The following is a 20,545-nucleotide window of genomic DNA, read 5'->3' as shown; positions in this document are numbered from 1 at the left end:
TGTTGTAATTTTTGTTGTTTTTACATAACATAATTTTCATGCAAGAAATGATTAAGTGTTTTTTGCACAACTAATGGAGTTTGAAATGAAAGAAAAAAATGTTACAAGTGGTTTTATTAGTGTTGTTGGACGCACTAATGCTGGTAAATCCACGCTACTAAATAATCTTGTAAAAAGTCCCGTTGCTTTAGTATCAAAAAAGGTAAATGCTACCCGTAAACGCATGGATATTATCATACCTTTTGAAAATGAGCAATATAACTCACAATTGATTTTTATTGATACACCTGGCCTACATGAAAGTAAAAAATTATTAAACGAATATATGTTGCAAGAAGCCAATAAAGCAGTTGGAGATTCTGATTTAAGTGTTTTTGTGGCTGTTGCTAGCACAAAAGAAAATGAGATTTTGCATTATAGGAATTTTTTAGAGCAACACGACAAAAGACATATTGTTTTACTTAATAAAATAGATACCTTAAGCAAACAAGAGCTCTTAGAATGTTTAGAATCTTACAAGCAATACCAAGATCAGAATTTAGGTATCATTCCCGTAAAAGCAAAGGATATTGACACATATACAATGCACACAATCTTATCTTTACTTGCAAAAAATCTACCATTACATCCACATTTTTACAACAATGATATGATAAGCACAACCATCATGCGTGATATTTATAAAGAAGCTATAAGAGAGACTGTATTTGAAAGATTTAGCGATGAGATTCCCTATGAAAGTGATGTAAAAATTTTAAAAATTACCGAAAAGCCTAGAATTCTATATATAAAAGCACAAATTATTGTTGCAAAAGATTCCCAAAAAGCAATGATTATTGGTAAGAATGGCGAGACTATAAAATCACTAGGAAGCATTGCAAGGAAAAAGTGTGAATATCTTGCCGAACAAAAGGTGTTTTTAGAACTCATTGTAAAAACTATAAAAGGTTGGAATACAAACAAAGAAATGTTAAAAGAAATAGGTTATGACTTTATGGATTAGAATCTATACATTTGTCTCTAAACATAATTGCGTTTAAAAATCACACCTTATTGTTATTAATCATTAAGAACAAAAATACAAAAAATACGCTTATTTGACAATAGATTGAGTTATATGTTTGTGAGTTATAAAAAAGGAGTTTTAAGAGAATTTTGCATAAATATATGTGCGATTTGTGCTTGTGAAAGTTTGTGTTTGCATATTGCTTAATAAGTCTATTTCATGTGCTGTATTTGTTCCTTTATATAGCAAATAATGACCATTAGATTCCAATAAATGTTTGCTATCATGCACCAAAATGTCACTTCTACATACTGCACGAGAGCTAATCAAATCTCCTTGCAGATCTCTCACATTATATGAATAATCTGCGATCACCTTAACATGAGATAAACCCATACTAACAATTGCATTTTCCAAAAATGACACTCTTTTTTTACGTGGTTCAAGTAAGTAAAATTGGCTTTCAGTATAATAACACGCAAGTATTAAGGCTGGAAATCCCGCTCCACTCCCTATATCAATGCAAGTGTGAAATGGTTTTAAAAAAAATATAGGAAGTAAGCTATCTACTATTTGATGATATAGGGCTTTAGAATCTTTTATAGCGGTTAGATTATGAATTTTTGCCCATTGCAGTAGAATCTTGCTAAATGATTCTAGTGGTTTTGCCATACGTGGTTGGGATATAATAGCTTTTACATCGTAGTCAATACTTTGCATTCTGCTTCCTTAATGAGTTGAACTAATTTATTTAATATCTTTCATCGCATTGATTAGTGCCTGATAGATTCCGTGTGCGATGAGCTTATATCCTTGTGGGGTTAAATGCACATCTTTTTTTGAGAGATTGAGTTCTGTCCATGCGTGTTTTGTTCCATTTTTCTCAATGAATTCATCAATATCAAAAAGCATGATATTCTCTAATTTTGCAACTTTTAGTATTGCTTCTTTCACTGGTCTAAAGGTTTTTGCATTTTCATATCGTTTTTTTGAAGCATCAACGGGAAGCAAGACGGGCGGAGGTGACATTAAAATGATAATTGCGTTTGGATTATATTGTTTGAGTGTGGAAATAAATTCTCTGTAATTTTCAATAAAGCGTTCTTCTTTTAGCACATCATACATCGCATCATTTGATCCGTAGCAAAGCATAATAATGTCATAATCAAGCACTTGGAGTTCTTGCTCTAAAATCTCTTTATCCCACTTTTTCCAAATGTCAGAACGCACTCCATTGATCCCTAAATGTTCAACGATATTGCTTTCTTTCTCTTTATAGATGAAATAGCCACCAAGCTTTACTTCTTTGCTTAAAGCGTGAATAGTAATAGGGAATCTAAGTTTTAAATTCACAATCTCCCAAACATCACTTTTATTTGCATGCAATGTGTAACTTTTAGAATCCGCATCTTCTATCCTTAAAGCCTCCTTTGTATTATCGTTTTTAAACACAATTTGTATGATGAAGTTGTTATTCCAAGCACGAATTTGCCTTGGATTTATACTAAGCTTTATACTTGCTGGGAGACTTTCAGGATAAGCAACCACACCGCCCATAGGATAGTCTGCATAATCGCTAGGCTTTCTTGAATCTAGCACTAAAAAACCATCATTTTGATATTCTAAAAGTAATGTTTGATGATATGAGGGCATGAGTGGATAAGTAAAACCTATTGCATTAATATTACCCAATATATTTCGCAATTCATTTGTGATAAAATCACTAGCAACATGAGAATCACCAAACACACGAATACGCAAATCCTTTCGCCTTTTCCATTTATGCTTGAGTTGTTTTAGCAATATGGAATGTTCCATATAATTTTGCAGTACTGCATGTTCCATATACGATTTATATTGTGGATTAAGTTCTAAAAATGTGAGTGTTTGGGCATTTATACTATTTATTAAAGCACAACATGCGATAAAACATATTGCATACTTTTTCATATTTTTCCTTAAAGTTACATCTTCTTTCTTTTGAAGAGTTTTGGCTAAGTTCTATAGATTCCATGAAATTATATCACTTTTATCGAATTTCGTATAATATCCATTTTTTTTTTAAATTTACAAATGCAGACTTATATCTAAATCATATTATGAACTCCATTAGTAATATTTGCATAGTAATAAAATTTTGACAAATGACAAAGGATTGTAAAATAGAATTTATAAGTTACATGTAGTGCAATCCAATAAGAGATTCAAGTAATCATTACAAAAAATTTGATATAATGACGGCTTTATGACTATATGTGATTTAATAATGGTGGTATGGCTATGTTGGCTAGATTTCAATCTTTAATAAGACAATATTCTATAACTATAATGGTAATTGTCGTAATCTATGCGCTTTCTGTGAATGAGCAACTTGGGAAATTGTGTGCTGGGGTTGCTATTTTGCTTTTTGGTATGCTGTTTTTAGGTGATGGGTTTAAGGCATTTTCTGGTGGATTTTTAGAGAAAACATTGACAAATTCTACAAAAACTCCATTTCGCAGTGTCATGTTTGGCACGATTGTTACTACTCTTATGCAGTCTTCAAGCCTTGTTTCTGTTTTATCTATCTCATTTGTTAGTGCTTCTTTAATCACATTAGTGCAAGGTATTGGCGTAATGTTTGGGGCAAATCTTGGCAATACGACGGGCTCATGGCTTATTGCTGGAGCATCCTCAATTAATATCTCATCTCTTGCCTTGCCACTTATTGTTGGTGGTTTACTTTTTAATTTTCAGAATAACTTAATTTACAAAGGTGTGGGTAAAATTCTAACAGGACTTGGTTTCTTTTTCCTTGGTGTGTTTTATATTAAAGCAGGTTTTGAGGGCTTTAAGCATGTCATGGATTTATCGCAGTATCAACTTGAGGGTTATAAGGCAGTTATTGGTTTTCTTTTCATAGGTGCATTGATTACTTCTATTATCCAAAGCTCACATGCTACACTTGCAATTATTATTACCGCATATCTTGAGCAGCAGGTAGGATATGAACAAGCCTTAGCTGCTGTACTTGGCACAAGCGTTGGCGGAGTAGTAACTGCTCTTGTAGCTTCACTTAGCACAAATATAGAGGGGAGAAGATTGGCGGTTGCAAATTGTATTTTTAATTTTACAACCGTGCTAATTGTCGCAATATTTTTTGATTATTTTGTCATAGTAAATAATATGATTTCTGATGTTATTGGATTGGGACAAAATTCTATCTTAAGACTTGCTGTATTTCATACATTGTTTAACCTCTTTGGTGTTGTGTTGCTTATTGCATTTATACCAAAAATCGCTGATTTTCTCACTAAAACACTGAAAGGGAATACTACAGGGGAAAGTGTGCCATTATTTATCAATGATAGCATATTGCCATACAAAGATACGGCACTTGAAGCACTTGACAATGAAGTCAGACATCTCTATGACAATGCATTTGCAATTATTTCACATACCATAGGATTCTCAAGGGCTGACATTCGGTCTGCAAAAGAGTTTAATGAAATAAAAAATAATAAAGATTGGTTTAAACGAACTTTCAATGTTACAGAGCTTTATAATACACAAATAAAAGTCTTATTTAATGCGATTATGGATTTTTCTACAAAATTACAAACTTTTGTAGATGAAACGCAATATGTTGAGCGTATTGTTGCATTACAAATTGCATCAAGAAAGATTGCAGAAGCAACCAAGAACATCGGTTTATTGCAAGCCAATATGAAAAAACATGCGATGGGCAATAACCCTGCGTTACAAAAAGAATATGATGATATGCGTTTAGATTTAGGACAGCTTTTACGTATGATTGAAGAGATTAAACATGCACCACAAGAGAGTTTAGAAGCATTAAAAGATGATCTTAAAAAACAAAAGAAGCTTTTTAAACAACAAGATAAAGATGCCTTTGATGTAGTAGAAAAGCTGATACAAGAGAAGGCAATTAATGCTGCAAATGGCACATCGCTTTTGAATGACTTATCTTTTATTCATAATGTAGCAAAAGAGCTTATCAGTGCAGCAAATCACATCTATGGTATGTCAAGCATTAAAGCTGTTGGTAAAATAAACACACAAGATTAATGCTGATTTGAAAGCTTTTGTCTGTATTGTTTTTACTTTATATGTGATTTTATAAGAGCTAGATTCTAATCTTACTTTAGAGGGCGTGTAACTTGAAAATAAGCTGATAAAACTTTGATAAATTAACACCTATTCTCAATACAGAAAAAAGTGAAGTTAAGCTATATCTTAAACTTAATACCAAAAAATGTGTTAATGAAGTTTTTATATATTAAATTTCAATTACAAGTGCGGAATCTAAATAATGAAACAATAAAGAGCAAGTATGCATCCTCCATAGAAATACCTAAATGGTTACTTGAAAGGTAAAATCTTACAAATATTGTATTATGAATAATCCTTAAGGTATAAAAGAATCTTTAAAATGTGTTTAGGCTAATTTTCTACATATATGACTATAACTTAGTAAGAATACATATAGTTATATGATATATGATATATGATACTATCTAGTTAACCCATAATTTTGATAATCATAAGTAATGTTGTAGAGTAAAAGTTGTGTTATTTATTGTGGGTGGTATTATAATCATAAGAAATAATGGCATATTGTGAAACCTTAATATTGCCGTAAGTGATTACAATCGAGCCTTTATTGCTTTCCACCAATGCGTATTTTGGCAAAGTAGGTTTTATGCTTGTATTGATTCCATAAAAGTTAAGTCGCAAAGCCAAGTCGCTATTTGACACATTAATATGTGTTATATTTCTCTTATATAGTTCTTTTGCTAAGTCTTTTGCTTCATAAAAAGAATATGCAAAGTTATGTTGCACATCGCTCACATAGTAAGTAAGTTTATTACCAAAAAGCACTATATTTCCAAATAATAAAAATAAAACAAGTCCATAAATACGAATTTTATATCGCATTCTAAATTGTGGCAGACGGGAACGTACATCAAAGAGAATCTTTTGCATAAAAAATGGAATCCCAACACATAATGGTGGCAAAAAGCTTTCAATTTCGATTTTTTGTCTAGTTGAAAACAGCATAATAAATAAAAATCCAACAAATGGTATAAGATTTAGTAACAATGGAGATTTTTTGAAAGTGTAGCTGTAAGTAGCAGCAATGTAATATACAAAAAATACAGGTGTAAAAACTAAGGCCATAAGTCCTAGTGTATCCAATACGTATGAATGTGGAACACCATGTATGGGCGAAAACTGATACATATTAATACCAAAACACACCATACTAAAAACAATTGTATAGGTTTTTCGCTTTAACAATGCATAGAAAAAGAGTGCTAAACATAAAATAGCGCTCCCAGAATCTAAGAACACAGCAATAATAAATAATTCATAGGCAATACGCTTATAACGTATTTGAATATAGACAATAAGTAAGCATAAAAATGTTAAAATCCCCATATAAGAGAGAACGAGGGCTTGTGCGGATACACCAGGTATTGCCATAAAGAGCACGACGCTCAAAATAGAATCAGTATTTTTACGCAAAATATGCAATGAAATATTATACATCAAGATGCAGTTAAGTATGTGTAGGCATATAAAAGGTAGACGCATTCCATAATCATTTAATAAGGGATCATGAAAAAAATATTGCACACAAGATACAGCAAAATTAGCAAGGTAGCTTGGTAGAGAATCTCTATCAAAAAAAATATATGCTTCCTTAATGTATATGCTTGTTTGATCAACCATAAAGCAAAGTAGAGCTACATCTAATAATAAAATGATATAAAAAAGCATATGTGTCTTAAGGCAACCTATAGGATTTAATGCTTGATTGGTATGTGTATAATCACACAAACTATGTTTTATATTATGTAATGCTGCCATATTCTACCTATTAAGTCTTTTATCAATTTTATCTTTTGTCATCCCTGCTATTACATTGTATGATAAAAATGCAAAGTTGTCGTTGTTTTTTATTTGATTGCCTTAAGGATTAGAGCGATATCTTGAAGTTTTTATTGAAACGATTAGATAAATAAATATAATTTTTGCATATTTGGGAGAAAGAAGTATACTTTTATACGAGTAAGGATAAAACCTTGCCAATTGAGAGTAATAGATTCATAGGATTTCTTATGGATTGAAATATTTGAGTGCAAAAGCCCTAGATACAAGAACTTATCATTTTATAAATAATAAATCTTGGCAAATAAATTTATTTGAGTTTTATAGCCTTGATGATATTTGAGAAGTTAATTACTTTTTGCATAAATACGCACTAATTAATATATAATTCTAGTGTTCTATCTATATTGTTGTAAAGGAAAAAGATGGTATCAGTGGTGATTTTAGCAGCTGGGTTTGGCACAAGGATGAAATCAGATACACCAAAAGTCCTACATACATTGTGTGGTAAAAGCATGATTGAGTATGTGATTGATACTGCATTGCAAATAAGCTCTGATGTGCATGTTGTGCTTTATAATCAAAAAGAGAAAATACAAGCATTCTTGCAAGATAAATACGCATGGTATATTGCTGATAAAATCACTTTTCATACACAATTGCATGATAAGTATCCCGGCACTGGTGGGGCTTTAATGCAGGAAAATAAACAATTAATTGATATAAAAGGCACAAAAGTGCTGATCCTTAGTGGCGATACTCCTTTGGTAACATGCAATGATTTAGAAAAGTTAGTAAATGGGGGTGGAGCGATAAATCTTTGCGTGTTTCAAACGCAAAATCCTTATGGTTATGGCAGGATTATAAAGAAAACACAAAATACAGGCTCTAAAGAAGAATGTTTTGCAATAGAAGGCATTATTGAAGAGAAAGATTGCGATATAACGCAAAAACAGATTGATGTTGTGAATGCAGGAATTTATTGCTTTGAGAGGAAGATTTTACAAGATTATATACCAAAACTAGATTCTAATAATGCACAGCAAGAATATTATCTCACACAAGTTATAGAACTTGCAAGTAGAGATTTTGGGGAAAACAAAGATTTGAAGTCAAATGCGGATTCTAGAGATATCTTTGCTTTTATGTGTTGTGAGGAAAATATGCTTGGTATCAATACAAAACTACATCTTTCACAAGCAGAGCAAATCCTTTTAACTAGGCTACGCAATAAGGCAATGGAGCAAGGTGTTATTATGCAGATTCCAGAGAGCATCTATATAGAATCTGATGTGTGTTTTGAGGGAGAATGCGTGCTTGAAAATGGAGTAAGGATTACAGGGAAAAGCTATATTAAAAATAGCCATATTAAGGCACATAGTGTAGTAGAAGAAAGTGAGATTACGCAAAGTGATATTGGACCACACGCACATATACGACCCAATTCAAATATCAAAGATTCTCATATCGGAAACTTTGTCGAATGCAAAAATGCAAGTTTAGAGGGAATCAAGGCGGGACATCTAAGCTATCTTGGCGATTGTGTAATAGGCAGTGGGAGTAATGTCGGTGCAGGTGTGATTACTTGTAATTATGATGGTATGAAAAAACATAAAACTCATATTGGTAAAAATGTTTTTATAGGGAGTGATTGCCAACTTGTCGCACCAGTAAATATTGCAGATAATGTTCTCATTGGTGCAGGTAGCACTATTACTAAAAATATAGAAGAAGGTAGTCTATCTCTTGCTAGAAGTAAGCAGGTAAATTATCCTAATGGATTCTATAAATTTTTCACACAAAAGAGTGAGTAAGGATACTCGTGCAAACACAACATATTACAGGTGAGAGAGAAAGGCAACTACAAGTTACTTACTATAAAAATATGGAGTTTTTTCGTGATTTTAATCCAAAGCTTTTTCATGCACTCGCTAAAGCACCCACTCTTTATAACCTGCATATCGATTCTTATGGATACAATATTATCTATCTTCCAACTCAAACCATGCAATATCCGCTTATAGCTAACACCACAGATGATAAAAATGCTCCAACACATAAGACAAGTATGCAAGACACACACAAAGAGCTTGCTAAAAATCCTATGAAAAATCCACAATGGGAGCTTTTCAGCAATCATCCATTAACCCCAAATGCACATTTTATTAATGAAGAAAAACTTGCCATTACAGGCAAACTTTGCAATACCTTATTAAAAGAAAGTGTAAAAATAGGGCTTAAAACCCGTGAAACGATATGCCAGACTGAATGCAACAAAACATTTGATTCTAAACAAGATTTAAATACAAATGTCTCCTTGTTAAAAACGGATTTATATAGCAGAGATCTAGATTCTACACAAGACAGCAATAAAGTTGCTGTAGAAGAAGTTTCTAGTGATGTAAACTGCGAAACCCTATTTGCCCAAGATCAATCAGATTTAAACAATAAAGCAAAAACAACATATTCTCATATAGATACCAATAGGTTAGAACAAATTGATATCCAAAAGCAAAGCACACTAACACTTTATCAAAATCTCATAGAATCTTTTTGTGATTCCAAGTTTCTCCCACAAACAAATATATATGGGCTGATAGGTGGTATGTTTTTACAAGAGTTAATAGATGAGGGCTATCATTTTTACTCTTTATTAATTTATGAAGAACACATTGACTTATTTCGTGTTTCACTTTATTTTGTTGATTATGAAAAGTTATTTAGATGTGTGGGAGAGCAATCTTGCTTTATTATCATAAAAGACATATCGCTAGAAATCGTGAGTGCTTTTTTACATACAAAAAAGCTAACAAATAATTTCTTAAGTCTTAGTCTTACGCATTACACAACAAGCAATGTGTCTTTATTAAAAGATTTTATCTATAAAGAAAAAAAGGCAATTATGCGTGGTTGGGGTAGTTTTGAAGATGAGCTTATAGGTTTCAAAAATGCTTGTTTGAATCTTAGGAATTCTAGATTATTGAGTATGCAACCAAAACGTGTAAATGCACCAATTTGTGTTATTGGCAATGGAGCTAGCCTTGATTTATGTATCGATTTTTTGAAAGCCTATAAAGATTCTATGATTTTGCTTAGTTGTGGAACAGCATTAAAGGTATTGCGACATCATGGTATAAGCCCTGATTTTCAAATAGAGATTGAAAGAGTACCATATCTAGCAGAAGTTTTAAAGGAGGCAAACTTAGGTGATACTCCATTATTATTTGCACAAACTACAGATATAAAAGCATGTAAGTTAGCCAAAGAAAGATATGGATTTTTGCGGGGTGGGAGTAGTAGTGCATACTTAGATTCAACATATACACCATTAGAGTTTAGTGCACCTTTTGTTGGCAATGCGGGTGTGAGTATCGCAGCCCTGCTTGGAAGTGATGTGATATTATGTGGTGTAGATTGTGGTTATATTTTAGGCTATAGTAAGCATGCTCAACATAGTTTTTATGGCAAGGAGGATACACAAATCCCAAATGATTGTTTTCAAGTAGAGGGTAATAAAAATCTACAAGTATTTAGTAACGATTTATTTTATTTAAGTGCAAAAAATATCGAACAAGCAATAAAGCTATATAAACCCAATCGTGTTATTAATCTTGGTTATGGAATGCGTTTGCAACATACAATGAGTCTTAATGAAGATGACTTTATGCTAAAACCTATTGATAAACAAAAAGAGATTGCACGTTTTAAAGAGAATTTTACCGCCTATAATCTTACCTTAGATACGCAGGAAATGATAATTTCACTTAATGCTTTTTGTAGGGCATTACAAGATATTCTAGCAAAAAATATACACACGATTCAAGAGATTTTTGACCTCACACAAGATGTTTTTAATCTACTGCAAAAAAGCATTAATGATAGAACTATGCGTAAAAGTATCATCTTGCTTGAGGGTAGCATTATGCACTTAAGCTATACACATTTACTCGCACAGCTTTTTGCAAAAACTATACACACCACAGAATCTAAAAAGTCGTATTCTAAACAAGATAAAAATAATATACCTATACAAGCACTAAAGACACTTTACTCGCAAAGTCTTTTTTCACTAATAAATGAATGTAAAAAAGCAATAGAAGTGATGAAGTAGAGATTTGATGTATTGTGACTTTTTTATTTGCAGAGATAAGATAGTCGCTGTAATAGAGATTAATGTTTTATTTTTATTGCAGGATTTACATAAGTAATAAAGATACATTGATCACACTAGATAATCTCTATGCTATTTAAAGTTAATTTTGCAAAAAGAAGAATGAATGTAGATTGTGTTAAAGTTTCTTTTTGAAACTTCCAAAACTACATATAAAAAAGCTATTTAATAAAGCATATTATAAGGGATTATGTTGTTCGAATAATTTTTATACATAAGAAGGTTATAAAGTTCATTCAGTAAGTCTTAGATATTTTTATATTTTTGTATAAGGAATATATAAATATGTAAGTTTTATTGCTATGTTTTTATACTTTATATAACTGACTATGTTAAATCGTATGCGTTCTTTTGTTTGCTTTGGCAAATATGTATGCAAGATTTTTACATATAACTACTTTAATTGTTTCTTCATATGTGTAATGCTATTCACTAATATTTAGAACATTGAAAAACATTTATACATAGTTTTTTTGCCTATTCATATCAGTTGCAAGATAGGGATTATCATCTTGCATCTTATAAATGAGCTCTTGTATGTGTTTTTTGCTGTCTTCCACATTTTCATATCGCATAATCCACTCTAACTCTTTTTGTGTAATGCCTATAAGTTGTAAGAATTGAAGCTTGCCGTGTGCGGTTGTAATGCTTTGTATTTCAGTGTCATGTGTCACAATCATAGCAGTAATTAAGGATTTATCATCGCGGTTAAGAGGTTTGCCATCACCCGCAATAAATTGTAAATTTTCTAAATAACTCTCTTGTGTGTTTGTGAAAAATGCGAGGTTTGCAAGTGTATTTAATACCCATAGACACTCTTCAGGTTTATTTGCCACAAGCTTAAATGTCATCTCATAGCCCCAACCGCTCCATTCACCACCAAAAGATTCTTCATTTGCATATAATTCGCTCATACCATAGGTAACAATATGCTGATATTCATTCATAGAACTATAAATACTATAACCATCAAGGTATTGATCACCACCAAGATTTGCACGAGAGGTTAGGTGTGTAGCATAATGACGTGGTTTTTGATCACCATAAATAATACGAAACGAATCTTCAATAGCTTCCCAACCAGGTGAGTAATCAGGATCTTTTTCCATATGTTGTTTATATTCATCTAAAGTCATGGCAATCCCTTGAGTTTTCAAAATGATTTTATAATCACAATCATATAATATTTAAGCTGAAATTTTGTTAATTCTTATTTACCCACATACTTTTTAATCTCGCGAGATTCTATATTTTTTAATGATGAATGATGGCAAGAAAGAATTGCATTAATTTGCATTAATTTAGTAACATATATTTATATAAATTTATACAAATTGACTAAAGTTTTATTATATAAATAATATAAAATTATAAAAAATTTAGCACTTGTTTATAAATATTGCTAAATTTATGCTATGATTCCAGCATATCTTATATGAGGAGTTTCTTATGAATATATTTGATAAACTGACAAACCAAATGAGAGAGATATTAAATAATGCGGCGCAATTTGCAATTACGCATAAAAATAATGAAACACAGCCTATCCATACACTGCTTGCTATGCTCGCAGATTCCAATATGCTTTTATATCAAGCGTTGCAAAAAAATAATGAAGACATTAATGCCTTGATTCAAAACTTGACACTTGAAATTGATAAACTACCTAAGGTAAGCAATGCAAATGCTCAAAACATGTCGCTTAGCAAATCATTGCAAGAAGCATTACAAAACGCATTTAGCCTTGCTACGACAGAAGGTGATAGCTTTATTGGTGTAGATAGTTTTGTAAGAGCAAACCTTGATTCTCACTTCAAAGATTTACTGAAAAATATTGATAGATTGGAGCTTATTAATACCTTAAAAAATATGCGAAAAGGAATGAAGATAGATTCTCAAAGCAGTGATGATATACTTGAAACATTGGATAAATATGGCATAAATCTTAGCAAACTTGCTGCGCAAAATAAGCTAAACCCAGTAATTGGCAGGAATGAAGAGATTGAACGCATGATGCAGATTCTAATTAGAAAAACTAAAAATAATCCTATCCTTTTAGGAGAACCAGGGGTTGGTAAAACTGCAGTTGTAGAGGGACTAGCTATTAAAATTGCAAAAAAAGAGGTGCCTTTATCTTTGCAAAATAAGCAAGTCATAGCTCTTGATATGACAGCATTAATGGCTGGGGCAAAGTATCGTGGTGATTTTGAGGAACGATTAAAAGCAGTTGTTGATGAAGTAAAAAATAATGATGAAATCATATTGTTTATTGATGAGATTCACACCATTGTTGGAGCAGGTGCGAGCGAGGGTGGTATGGATGCGGCAAATATTCTAAAACCAGCATTAGCACGAGGAGAACTAAGAACAATAGGAGCTACAACACTCAAAGAATATAGAAAATATTTTGAAAAAGATGCCGCACTTGCAAGGAGATTTCAACCAATTAATATCAATGAGCCAAGTCAAAATGAGGCTTTGCAGATCATGCGTGGTATTAAAGAGAGCCTAGAAGCACATCATAATGTAAGTATTACTGATGGTGCATTGGTGGAAAGTGTGAAATTATCAAGTCGCTATATTACAAATCGTTACTTGCCTGATAAAGCTATTGACTTAATTGATGAAGCAGCTGCAGAGCTTAAAATGCAAATAGAATCTGAACCAAAAGCTATTGCAAAAGCAAAACGCGACATTGAAGCCCTAGAAGTTGAAAAAGTTGCTCTAAACCTTGATAAAAATGAACAACACAATGTGCGTTTGCAAGAAATAGAGAAAGAACTTATAGACTCTAAAGAAAAGTTGGGTGGATTGCAAAGTGCCTTTGAAAATGAAAAGGCAATCTTTAGCGATATTGCAAAAGTTAAAAATGATATAGAATCTTTGCGTAGAGAAAGTGAGGTAGCACGCCGCAGTGGTGACTATGCAAAAGCAGGTGAGATTGAACATGGAAGAATTCCAAAAGCACAAGATGAGCTAAAAAAGCTTGAGACAAAGTGGCAAGAGCTGCAAAAGCAAGGTTCACTTTTAAAACATGCAGTCACCAAAGAAAGTATTGCAGAAATCGTATCACGTTGGACGCAGATTCCAGTAGGAAAAATGCTTGAAACAGAAAAACACAGAATCTTGCATATTGAAGAGAATTTAAAAGCAAGTGTGGTAGGACAGGATAGAGCGATTGAAAGCATAGCCCGTGCCATCAAACGCAATAAAGCTGGATTAAATGATACAAATCGCCCTATTGCAAGTTTCTTATTCTTAGGTTCAAGCGGTGTTGGTAAAACACAGAGTGCAAAAGCCTTGGCAAAGTTTTTATTCGATAGCGAAAGAGAGCTTGTGCGGCTTGACATGAGTGAGTATATGCAAGAGATTGATGCCACAAAACTCACAGGAGCAGCACCAGGATATGTTGGCTATGAAGAGGGTGGTATCTTGACTGAAGCAATCAAAAGAAAACCTTATAGTGTCGTGCTTTTTGATGAGGTTGAAAAGGCTCACCCAAAAGTATTTAACGTGCTTTTACAAGTATTAGATGATGGAAGATTAACGGATAATAAGGGTGTGGTTGTAGATTTTAAAAACACAATTATTATTTTAACAAGCAATATTGGAAGCGAATTTATTTGCGAAGATTCCAAGGAAATAGCAATGAAGCGAGAAGATATTGCTACACTGCAAAAAGCAATAAAAGAAAATAGTGGGAGTGAATCTGAAATAACACAAAAAGAAGCAAAATTAGCAAGTGAAAAAGAGATTCTTAATAATTTATTGCAGGTGCAACAAGCTAGTCAAATGGAAAAAATCGAGCAAGAGCTGAAGAAGTTCTTTAGGCCAGAATTTTTAAACAGACTTGATGACAAGATTATTTTTAATGCGCTAAATAAAGATGATATTCGAAACATTATTGATATTTTGATACAGCAAGTTACTCTAAAACTCAAGGATAGAAATATCACACTTGTTCTAACAGATTCCATGAAAGACTATTTAGCAGATATAGGCTTTGATCCTATATTTGGAGCAAGACCTCTAAAAAGAGCAGTGCAGAGAGAAGTTGAAGATAGACTTGCGGACTTAATTCTTAATGAAGAGTTAAATGAACAAAGTAAAGTGATATTTGATGTCATCGATAATAATGTAAAAACAGAAGTTACATCATTGTAATATTTAATCCTTGTGCCTAGTTTATCTTTTTTAGATAAGGCTAGATATAACTTGGCTTCTATTCTTTTAGAATCTAAAGTGATTTTTGCTAAATATGTCTTCCAAAGACAACTCGTTTAAGTGTTTGTCATTGCTTCATATTTGCAGAATCTCTAAGTCATTTAGCAGCATGCTAAATGATTGCAAACCCAAAGCCTTTCATGTATTAATCCTTTATGCACACCACAGCAACAAAGATAATCACATGCAACATTTAGACTTAAACATTTGATATAAATTGAAATAACATAGTGCGCATTTTTATATACTCACTACACAAAAAAACATTTAAGGATTCCAAAAAAGACAAGAGAATCTAAAACATGCTATCAAATATTTTTTATATATAGTGTGTAAGAGGAATCAAAAAAACTAAAGCACATCACAAAGCCAAAAAACATTGCAAATATGGCTTAAATTATTAGTGTGTTATACAGGTAGTGTTTTCTCTTAATAGAGAATACAAATTATTTACGTGCTAGGAAAAGTGTAAAGTTTACCCATTTGAAGAGAATTTCAATATGCCTAAAACCACAAGATTGAAGCATTGTATAATTTTCTTTCACACTATAAGGGACAAGCACATTTTCTAATGCTTCACGTTTTTTATAGATCTCTTTATGTGTGTAACCTTGCTTTGCTTTATAGTCATAATAACACTCAATCATTTGCCCTTCAAGCCTAGAATCATCACTAATCACTTTTTCTGCAAACAAAAAAATCCCATCATCATAGAGTGAATCATAAATCTTTTGTATCATGTCTTTTCTTTGTAATGGACGCACAAACTGCATCGTATAAAACGCAAGGAAAACATGTGTTGGCTTAAAATCAAATGTAAGAAAATCTGCTTGTAAAAAATCAATATTAAATCCCATAGCAGCACTTTTTAGCTGTGCACGCTCAATCATTGCAAGAGCACTATCTATACCATACAGATGTGCTGATATCTTCTGCTTTTCTAAACTTGCTGCAAGTTTTAATAAAAGATTACCAGTTGAGCTGCCAAGATCATAGATCACTGGTTCCTCTTTTGCTTGTTGTGTATATGTTTGTAAGTATTGTTGTATAAAAAAAATTGAGAGATTCATCACCTCATCATAAAAAGGTATAGAACGCTCTAGCATATCATCAAATACACTCGCCACTATTTCATTGAATTCGAATTTTGGCATGATTTGCATAGAATCTTGTAAAAAGATTTCATCTTTTTTTACACAAGCCGCCTCTTTGAGAGTTCCATCTGTATTGTGCGTAGAATCTAAGTTTGGTGCCCTATCACATTTGATATGATTGGTTGTTGCATTGGAAAGTATATTTTGTCTAGAATCCTTTTCATCTATCTTCTTAGAATCTGTATATTTAGATTTCATATCTGCCTTACTATCCTCACTTAGTATTTTATGATGCTATTGTGATAGATTATATGCCTGATACACACATAAGCTCTCAATCTGTCTAACAATGTAAACAGCAAATTAGATCTGATACATCTCAAGGAATGACAGATACATAAGCATAGCGATGCTACCAAATAAAATTGCATCCATTCTATCTAGGATACCACCATGTCCAGGCAAAATAGAACCAGAATCTTTTAAATCCGCCTTGCGTTTTAATGCACTTTCAAAAAGATCACCAATAATGGAAATGACAACAATGATAGCACTCGCAAGTAATGAAAGATAGAAATTGCCAAAAATTCCAATACCTGTCACAGAACCAACCATAACACTACCAATAAACCCACACAAAGCCCCCTCTATAGTCTTTTTTGGCGAAGCTGCACAAAGTTTTGTTTTGCCAAATTGCCTACCACCATAATAAGCAAAAATATCAGCTAAAGCAACAATTAAGATGAGCCAAATAAGATAGCCAACTCCATATGCAGTATATAATACAAAAAGTGATACAAATGGTAATGTCGGGTAAATAAAAGGAAGGGTGTATTTTGGATTCCCATCACTTACAATAAGAGTTAATGAGGCAATGCAAAGTCCAAAAAGTGCAATAACAAGTGCCTCATGGCTGTAATAAATGCCAATCCAAATTAAAATGGCAAGTAACAATCCCAATAGGTGAAAACTAATTTGATAAAGCCTTGTGCTTTCAAAAAATGCAATGAGATATAATACACCCATAAGTGCCCATGTAAGTGTTGTATTATTGATAAAAAACACAACAGCAAGACAAACAATCATTGCAACACCACTCCAAAAACGCTTGAAATCTTGCATAACAATAGCCTTAACTTTCTCAACCATAATGACACTCCATATTGACAACTTGGTGTTATAATTCTACTAAAAAAAAATATATTAGGATAAAAAATGAGAAATAATTACGACATAATTGTAGTTGGTGGCGGTCATGCTGGTGTAGAAGCAAGCCATATCTGTGCGAAAATGGGTTTACAAACCCTACTTATTACTCATTTAATCGATAATATTGCTCTTGCAAGTTGCAATCCTGCTATCGGTGGCTTAGGTAAAGGGCATCTTACAAAAGAAGTTGATAGTCTTGGTGGGCTCATGGGGGCAATCACTGATATTAGTGGGCTACAATATAGAATCCTAAATGCCTCAAAGGGTCCTGCGGTACGTGGTACACGTGCACAAATTGACATGGATTTGTATCGTAAGCATGCAAGAGATATTTTACTCAACACAAAGAATTTACATGTCATGCAAGGAAATGTTATAAAAATTCTATCTGAAGTGCGGGAAAAAAAGATAGAAGCCATAGGTGTAAGATTAAGCATACAAAAGGAATTTTTTGCAAAAAAAGTAGTCATTACAGCAGGCACTTTTCTTAAAGGTTTAATACATATTGGTGAAAACCAAAGTGAAAACGGACGTGCTGGCGAGATAAGCAGCAATGAATTGAGCGAAAGCCTCAAACAATTAGGTATCCCACTCTCAAGATTAAAAACAGGGACTTGTCCGCGAATACTTGGATCTAGTATCAATCATACAACGCTTGAAAAGCATTATGGCGATGCACATTATGATGAAATACATAACCTAAGTGATTTACACACAGCAAATCTTTTAACTGATGAATATCGCAATATGAACAAACAAAATACTACAGAATCTAATCAAAATATGGAACGAAATGATATATCAAAGAAGCAAGATTCGCTCTTTAGAAATGCCTTAAAACATAGTGATTTGCATGAATGGAATAAGTTTCAGCATTTTGTGCAAGAAAATCTTAGCTTCCAATCAAGCGAATTTTCTAATACAATTTCGCAGCAAGATTTTACACAGGTCTCACAAGATAGTAGTCAAGGAGAGCAAGACAGCCTTGATTTCAAACAACTATTTGCGACAAATCATACTGAAGCACCTTACTTTAGCCTTTTAACACATGATTATTTGCTCTACAATCATGAGAGTATTATTTCAAAATTTCTTGAAAAACGTATAAAGTATGGCTATTTTCGCCCAAGAGAACTGCCATGTTTTGTTACATACACAAATGAGACGACGCATAAGATTATAGAAGAGAATTTTTATCGTGCTCCACTTTTTACAGGACAGATACAAGGTGTTGGACCGCGTTATTGTCCAAGTATTGAGGATAAGATTAATCGCTTCCGAGATAAACCAAGACATCAGCTTTTTTTGGAGCCACAAACATATAGTGCGGGTGAATATTATGTTAATGGGCTTTCAACAAGTTTACCCTATGAAGTACAAGAGCAAGTTATTCATTCTATTGAAGGTTTAGAAAATGCCATTATTACGCGTTATGGTTATGCGATCGAATATGACTATAGCCAACCTACAAATCTCTTCCATACTTTAGAATCTAAAATTGTCAAAAGTCTTTATCTAGCAGGGCAGATTAATGGAACAACAGGTTATGAAGAAGCAGCTGCACAAGGGATTTTGGCTGGGATTAATGCTGCATTAAGTATTTTGTATGCACAAGGCAAAAGCAAACGAGAATCTTTGGTATTGTCTAGAGAAGAGAGTTATATTGGTGTTATGGTTGATGACTTAGTAACAAAAGGGACAAATGAGCCCTATAGAGTCTTTACAAGTAGAGCAGAATATAGATTGCTTTTACGTGAAGATAATGCGTGTTTTCGCATGTTGCCTTATGCGCGTGAGCTCGGACTGCTTAGTAAAGAGATTTTAAATCAGCTTGAAATAGATTTGGCACACATAGAAGAATGTCTGCCAATGCTTAATGAGGATTATACACCTAATAAGCAAAATCTTGAACGATTAACACGTATAGGTGAAGAGGGATTTCAGAATAAATGCCGTTTTGGTTTGATACTTGGTAGAGATAGTATGAGACCTGCAAAAATGCGTAAACTTGATTCTCGTTTTAGTGGATTGAGTGCTAGAGCCCTAAAGCAGATTCAAATCCATGCAAAATATCAAAATTATATTGAGAAGCAAAGCGAACAGATAAAACGAAGTGAGAGGAATCTATATATCGAGATCCCATCTGATTTTAATTATGAGGGCATTTCTGGCTTGAGCCTTGAAGTAATAGAAAAACTCACACGTGCTAAACCAAAAACACTCAAGGAAGCAAAGTTAATTAGTGGCATCACTCCTGCAAGTCTTGAGGTGTTGGAACTCCACATTGCCCTGTATCATAAAAAGCAAAAAGAAAAGCTGTAAAATTCTCATTTACTTTCTGTTCTGGCCGATCTGCAACATTGTTTGGATATATATGTTGCATTAGTTGTTCTATTTCATTTTTCAATAATATCAAGAGGTTGATAGCTGTATTAACACAGATATGACTCGTATTGTATTGTTGATATAATAGCCTTCAATAAATTCTAAGCTCTATTAAAGTTATTGAGATTTTAAATCTTACCTTTTGCATAATATCTACTTGTGTTTTTAAATAACAAGTTATGGCTTTATTACTGCATATATGATTAAATTATTGCTTATGCAGAATAACTTAATATTTAAAAGCACTGCTTTTATTGAGCAAACCCATAAAAATAGCTTATCTCATTACACCACAAAGAAAGTTTAAATCAAGTATATTACATATTGTAGGATATAAAGAAGTAATATGTAGTCATGAATGTATGTTGCGTGCAATTTCTAGCTTAAATAAAGCCATTAAATAAAATTTAAAAACAAAAAAAGAGTAGATCTCATTAGTAAAATATAGATAAGCCTTTTACCTTTACTCAACCAAACAACAAACACTACTTATTAGCTATCATTACTCTTGCTCAAAATTTCTTTTATCAAGCACATCTAATCGTGCATCAAGTAGAGCTA

The 20,545-nt window shown here is 32.6% G+C and carries 13 protein-coding genes; 7 read left to right on the top strand and 6 right to left on the bottom strand.

What is annotated here, in order from left to right; translation table 11 throughout:
* Positions 1-85: 85 nt before the first annotated feature.
* Positions 86-1,003: a GTPase Era gene (gene era / locus LS81_RS04265; RefSeq protein ID WP_034344911.1), complete on the top strand. Its 918-nt coding sequence runs from the start codon at positions 86-88 to the stop codon at positions 1,001-1,003.
* 141 nt (positions 1,004-1,144) lie between these two features.
* On the opposite strand, the gene rsmG is transcribed toward era, so the two are convergent.
* Both rsmG and LS81_RS04255 read right to left on the bottom strand, forming a co-directional pair.
* Positions 1,145-1,726 (bottom strand): 16S rRNA (guanine(527)-N(7))-methyltransferase RsmG, encoded by a 582-nt coding sequence (gene rsmG / locus LS81_RS04260; protein ID WP_081955883.1) that lies wholly within the window; start codon positions 1,724-1,726, stop codon positions 1,145-1,147.
* Positions 1,727-1,753: 27 nt separating this feature from the next.
* On the bottom strand, positions 1,754-2,956 hold the full coding sequence (locus tag LS81_RS04255; RefSeq protein ID WP_034344913.1) for a GDSL-type esterase/lipase family protein: 1,203 nt from the start codon (positions 2,954-2,956) through the stop codon (positions 1,754-1,756).
* 324 nt (positions 2,957-3,280) lie between these two features.
* On the opposite strand from LS81_RS04255, the gene LS81_RS04250 reads away from it, so the two are divergent.
* Entirely contained in the window at positions 3,281-5,074 is a 1,794-nt protein-coding gene (locus tag LS81_RS04250; RefSeq protein WP_081955884.1) for a Na/Pi cotransporter family protein, read from the top strand.
* 504 nt (positions 5,075-5,578) lie between these two features.
* Here LS81_RS04250 and LS81_RS04245 read toward each other — a convergent pair.
* Positions 5,579-6,880: a hypothetical protein gene (locus LS81_RS04245; RefSeq protein WP_034344917.1), complete on the bottom strand. Its 1,302-nt coding sequence runs from the start codon at positions 6,878-6,880 to the stop codon at positions 5,579-5,581.
* Between the two features lie 446 nt (positions 6,881-7,326).
* On the opposite strand from LS81_RS04245, the gene glmU reads away from it, so the two are divergent.
* Together glmU and LS81_RS04235 are read left to right on the top strand one after the other, a co-directional pair.
* On the top strand, positions 7,327-8,715 hold the full coding sequence (gene glmU / locus LS81_RS04240) for a bifunctional UDP-N-acetylglucosamine diphosphorylase/glucosamine-1-phosphate N-acetyltransferase GlmU (RefSeq protein WP_034344919.1): 1,389 nt from the start codon (positions 7,327-7,329) through the stop codon (positions 8,713-8,715).
* 8 nt (positions 8,716-8,723) lie between these two features.
* Positions 8,724-11,012: a motility associated factor glycosyltransferase family protein gene (locus tag LS81_RS04235; RefSeq protein ID WP_052096466.1), complete on the top strand. Its 2,289-nt coding sequence runs from the start codon at positions 8,724-8,726 to the stop codon at positions 11,010-11,012.
* A gap of 518 nt (positions 11,013-11,530) precedes the next feature.
* Here LS81_RS04235 and LS81_RS04230 read toward each other — a convergent pair.
* Positions 11,531-12,208, bottom strand: coding sequence for a suppressor of fused domain protein (locus LS81_RS04230; RefSeq protein WP_034344921.1), 678 nt, complete (start codon positions 12,206-12,208; stop codon positions 11,531-11,533).
* Positions 12,209-12,521: 313 nt separating this feature from the next.
* Here LS81_RS04230 and LS81_RS04225 point away from each other — a divergent pair, with 313 nt between their 5' ends.
* The gene (locus LS81_RS04225; protein WP_034344923.1) at positions 12,522-15,236 is read left to right on the top strand and encodes an ATP-dependent Clp protease ATP-binding subunit; all 2,715 of its coding nucleotides are present in this window, start codon (positions 12,522-12,524) and stop codon (positions 15,234-15,236) included.
* A 506-nt stretch (positions 15,237-15,742) separates the two neighbouring features.
* Here LS81_RS04225 and cmoA read toward each other — a convergent pair.
* Together cmoA and LS81_RS04215 are read right to left on the bottom strand one after the other, a co-directional pair.
* Positions 15,743-16,648 carry a carboxy-S-adenosyl-L-methionine synthase CmoA gene (gene cmoA, locus LS81_RS04220; RefSeq protein ID WP_081955885.1) on the bottom strand — a complete coding sequence of 302 codons (906 nt, stop codon included), beginning with the start codon at positions 16,646-16,648 and terminating at the stop codon, positions 15,743-15,745.
* A gap of 105 nt (positions 16,649-16,753) precedes the next feature.
* Entirely contained in the window at positions 16,754-17,539 is a 786-nt protein-coding gene (locus LS81_RS04215; protein ID WP_034344925.1) for a phosphatidate cytidylyltransferase, read from the bottom strand.
* A 66-nt stretch (positions 17,540-17,605) separates the two neighbouring features.
* Between LS81_RS04215 and LS81_RS04210 the strand changes: the two genes are divergently transcribed.
* Together LS81_RS04210 and LS81_RS11235 are read left to right on the top strand one after the other, a co-directional pair.
* Positions 17,606-19,921, top strand: a complete 2,316-nt coding sequence (locus tag LS81_RS04210) for a tRNA uridine-5-carboxymethylaminomethyl modification enzyme MnmG/GidA (protein ID WP_034344927.1) — start codon at positions 17,606-17,608, stop codon at positions 19,919-19,921.
* 317 nt (positions 19,922-20,238) lie between these two features.
* Positions 20,239-20,388 (top strand): hypothetical protein, encoded by a 150-nt coding sequence (locus tag LS81_RS11235; protein WP_161976744.1) that lies wholly within the window; start codon positions 20,239-20,241, stop codon positions 20,386-20,388.
* The last annotated feature ends 157 nt before the right edge of the window (positions 20,389-20,545 follow it).

Origin of the sequence: Helicobacter trogontum (assembly GCF_000765905.2) — a bacterium.
Taxonomy (GTDB): domain Bacteria; phylum Campylobacterota; class Campylobacteria; order Campylobacterales; family Helicobacteraceae; genus Helicobacter_A; species Helicobacter_A trogontum.
This window is presented reverse-complemented; position numbering and strand designations above follow the sequence as displayed.